This is a genomic window from Adlercreutzia sp. ZJ141, assembly GCF_011038965.1.
Lineage (GTDB): Bacteria > Actinomycetota > Coriobacteriia > Coriobacteriales > Eggerthellaceae > ZJ141.
Genome location: NZ_JAAKEB010000040.1, coordinates 1 through 3,892, shown reverse-complemented (window position 1 = coordinate 3,892; position 3,892 = coordinate 1). Strand labels below are relative to the sequence as shown.

General features: G+C 58.0%; 3 protein-coding genes. All 3 read left to right on the top strand.

Going from position 1 to position 3,892, the window contains the following annotated elements; translation table 11 throughout:
* Positions 1-446: type IV secretion system protein (locus tag G7Y44_RS10135; protein ID WP_206214468.1), on the top strand; the 446-nt coding region annotated here is incomplete at its 5' end.
* A 142-nt stretch (positions 447-588) separates the two neighbouring features.
* Entirely contained in the window at positions 589-1,140 is a 552-nt protein-coding gene (locus tag G7Y44_RS10130) for a DNA gyrase (RefSeq protein ID WP_165249640.1), read from the top strand.
* A 12-nt stretch (positions 1,141-1,152) separates the two neighbouring features.
* Positions 1,153-3,892 (top strand): prealbumin-like fold domain-containing protein (locus tag G7Y44_RS10125; protein WP_165249638.1); only part of this gene is annotated, 2,740 nt, incomplete at its 3' end.

Sequence of the window (3,892 nt, the reverse complement as noted above, 5' to 3'; positions counted from 1 at the left end):
TGTCGGTCGTTACCGCAGATGATGACCTCTCAGCACTTCTTGCCCTGCTCGTCGTGGCCGTCATAAGCTGGCTTGTGGTGCTCATCGCCTACATCGTCGCGCTCGTCGTCTGCTGGGCGCGTGCCATACAGCTCTACGTCATGGCGGCCTTCTCGCCTATTCCCCTCGCGTTTCTCGGCTTCGATCAGACGCGCCAGATAGGCATCGGGTACTTGAAGAGCTTCGGGGCCGTCTGCATAGCGGGCCTCATCATCTTGGTGCTGCTCATCTCGTTTCCCATCATCTTGGGTGGCCTGGTTTCAACTAACCCCGGCACGGGAACGCCAATAGATGGGATAGCGAACGGGCTCACCTACGCGCTTCAGTACCTCGCCATGTGCATCCTGCTCATCCTTTCTCTTGTCAAGAGCGGCTCTTGGGCGCGAGAGATCGTAAGCGGGTTCTAAAGATGGATCCGCTGGATAAGGAGGTGATCAGCATGGAGCCTTAGACAACTTCTACGTCCGAAGAATATTCGAAGACCATCCGAAGGAGGCACCTTCCGACAACATGCGCCTCATCGGATAAGACATGCAGAGGAGGAGCATCATGGCTGATGCGACAGAGCAGACGGCGCAAACCGTGCAGCCCGAGAAGAAGAACGTCTACATCACGATATACAAGAAATTCGTGAAGACGGACATCCCGTACTCAGACAGAGCAACAGGAGAACTCAAGACCTTCAACTCCGTGACCCTTCCCTCCGGCACGAAGATCGACGGCATGGACTACGGCGGGTGGCAGTTCTCGCCCTGGTTCGTCAACCCGTCAAAGTTCCGCGGAGAGAACTACGTAGACATCCCGCTTCTCAAGGACAGGCTGGTGAAGATGCATCACTCGGTTGTTGACGAGGAAGGGAACTACGTGAAAGACGAGAACGGCAAGGTCGTCCAAGAGCGGGCGGAGATAAGACCGGAGCAGATCAAAGAGGCGCTTGCGGCGAACTACCGGCGCTACCGCGCAGGGCAAAGCCAGGAGCAGGCTAAGGAATCACCAGAGAAGGGTGAAGGAGAGTCCCTTGCCAAGCGGGCGGCGAGCGCCAGGGAGGCTTCCCAGACCCTATCCGGAGACGAAGCGCGCCAGCCGGCGATGGCTCGATAAGGAGGTACGAGCATGACAACGAACGCAATGCGAGCCTTCCAAGGAGGAAAGGTTCTGAGAATCGTGATCTCGCTGGCGCTTGTGCTGTCCGGCTTTGTCACTTTGGCCGAGTCTGCCAAGCCGGCGAGCGCCTATGCGGCAGAATCCGCCAACCTCACGGTCGGTGGCATGATCCCCTACGCCGGATACGCCACCAACTGGATGTACGCTGACGGAGAGATGGCCTACTGCGGCAACCCGTCTGCGAGCACGCCTCCTGCTGGTAGCTACGCCAAAAGCACCATAAGCGCGCCCTCGGGGCGTGACAGTGAGGCCATAGCGGACCTCTGGTTTGGCTATGGGAGCCCGGGCTTTGACAAGAGCCTTTGGCCCAGCACCTGGTACAACGGAAGTGCTATGACCGATGCGCGCTACGCGGCACTCACGCACATCCTGCTCTCTGACACGTTCGCGTCAAACGGCCACTATGCGCTTTTCGGCTGCAACGAGTCGTTCAAGTCGTGGTGTCGCCAAAACGTGATCGGCTTCGGAACGAACGGCCAAGAGATCAACCCGAACGCAACGGGGCGTTTGATCTGCGCCCGCCAGGGCGAGGTGCCGGGCAACTTCGAGCCCTTCATGCTCCACACCGGTGCCGGAAACCAGCTTATCCTCTCATTCAAGTACATCCCTTACGGCGCACTCGACCTCGTGAAGGTAACCGAGAACCCCTCGATGTGTGAGGGCAACCCCCTCTACTCCCTCGCTGGGGCCGAGTACACCGTCTACAAAAACGAGGGCCTTACCGACAAGGCCGGTGTCATCACAACCGATGCAAATGGCTACGGCAGCCTCGGTGAGCTCGAAGAGGGCGACTACTGGGTCATGGAGACCAAGCAAGCTCCGGGACACGCACTTGACACGACTGTCTATAAGACCCATGTGACCCCGAACGCGACGACGCGTGTGAACGACCGTGAGGTATCAGACATCGCACAGTCTGACCCGGTAGGCATGCTCCTTGGCAAGGTTGACGCGCAGACAGGAAAATCTGCTCCCCAAGGTGACGCCACGCTCGAAGGCGCGCTTTTCACGGTACGCTACTATGCGGGTGATTTTGCAACGGCACAAGATGCAGAAGCCTCTGGCAGCCCTGCCCGCACCTGGGTGTTTGAGACCGATGCGGACGGCTTTGCCTACTACTCTGAAGAATACAAGTACTCAGGGGATGTTCTCTACTACCAGACCAACGGGGATGCCTCCATCCCGCTCGGCACGATTCTCGTGCAGGAGACCCGCGCACCTCGCGGCTACAACCTCGATGACGGGCACGGCGGGGACCCCAAAGTGTTTTGCATCCGCATCACTGAAGACGGGGCAGCTGGCGAGAGCGTCTACACCTACAACTCACCTAAGGTGCCCGATACCGTAAAACATGGCGACTTCCGCCTTGTGAAGGAAGTCCCCACCACCATCTACTCTGATCCGACAGGAGATATGCCCCAGGAGGTCGAGCGCGTGCTTGTGCCAGGAGTTAAGTTCGAGCTCATCAACTCCTCTGCATATCCGGTCGTCTCACCTGAGACCGGAAAGCTCGTTAAGCCGGGAAGCCGCGTCTGTACGATCATCACGGACACAAACGGCCTTGCCACTACCAAAGACGACCATGCGAAGGTAAACGGCTGGAGCAAGCCTTCTGACTGGAGTGGCGCACTGGCGTACGGCACCTACACCGTACATGAGGTGATACCCGACCATGTGGCGAAAGACTTTAAGGAAACGTGGGGCAAGGATCTTCTTCCCGTCCCCGACTGGAAGACGGTCATCTCCGAGGAGGGCCAATACGACCCGCCCCAACTTGTAAACGACCACATTCCGCAGACACCTCTCAAGATCGAAAAGGTTGACGCAGAGACTAACAAGCACATCCCGCTGCCGTGCAGCTTTAAGCTGCTCGATGCGAATGGCGAGCCTATCACCTACACCTTCCATTACCCGGCAACCGAGACGCTTGACACCTGGACGGCCAATGAGCGCGGAGAGCTCACGTTGCCCATGCTCTTAGAGCAGGGCGACTACACCTTGACGGAGGTCAATGCTCCTTACGGATACGTGAAGGAGCTTGAGGGCAAGACGTTTAGCGTGGGTGCCGAATACAAGGGATGGGATGATCCGCTCGTAATCGAGTTCGCGGACATGCCGCAAAAGGCGACGATCACCGTTGCCAAGACGGATGCCTGGACAGGTGAGGCAGTCGATGATTCCGTCTACATCATAAAGGCGGCTGAGACCATCCAAACGCCTGAGGGAACTATCCGGGCGCACGAGGGCGAGATCGTAGCCACACTTACCACAGGCGAGGACGGCAAGGTGACAAGCCCTGAGCTCTACCTTGGCACCTACACGGTCTATGAAGCGCAGGCCAAGGACGGCTATGCACTCGACGTGACTGAGAAGACCGTGGCGCTCGAATATGCGGGGCAAGATGTTGCGGTCTACGACTACGAGGAAGCCGTGACCGACGAGCCGACAAACCCTGTGATCCTGAAAGTCGATGCCCTTGATCATGAAACCGTTGTTCCCGGTGCCGTATTCCACATCTGGAACGACGAGGGCACTTTTGATGAGGAGCTGACCACCGACGAGGAGGGCATGATATCGCTTGCCTATGCCAAGCACGGAAGCTATCACATCCAAGAGGTTGAGGCACCCGAAGGTTATGCCATCACCGACCTTGACGAGGAAGGAAGCGCTCGTGTCATCGACTTTACGG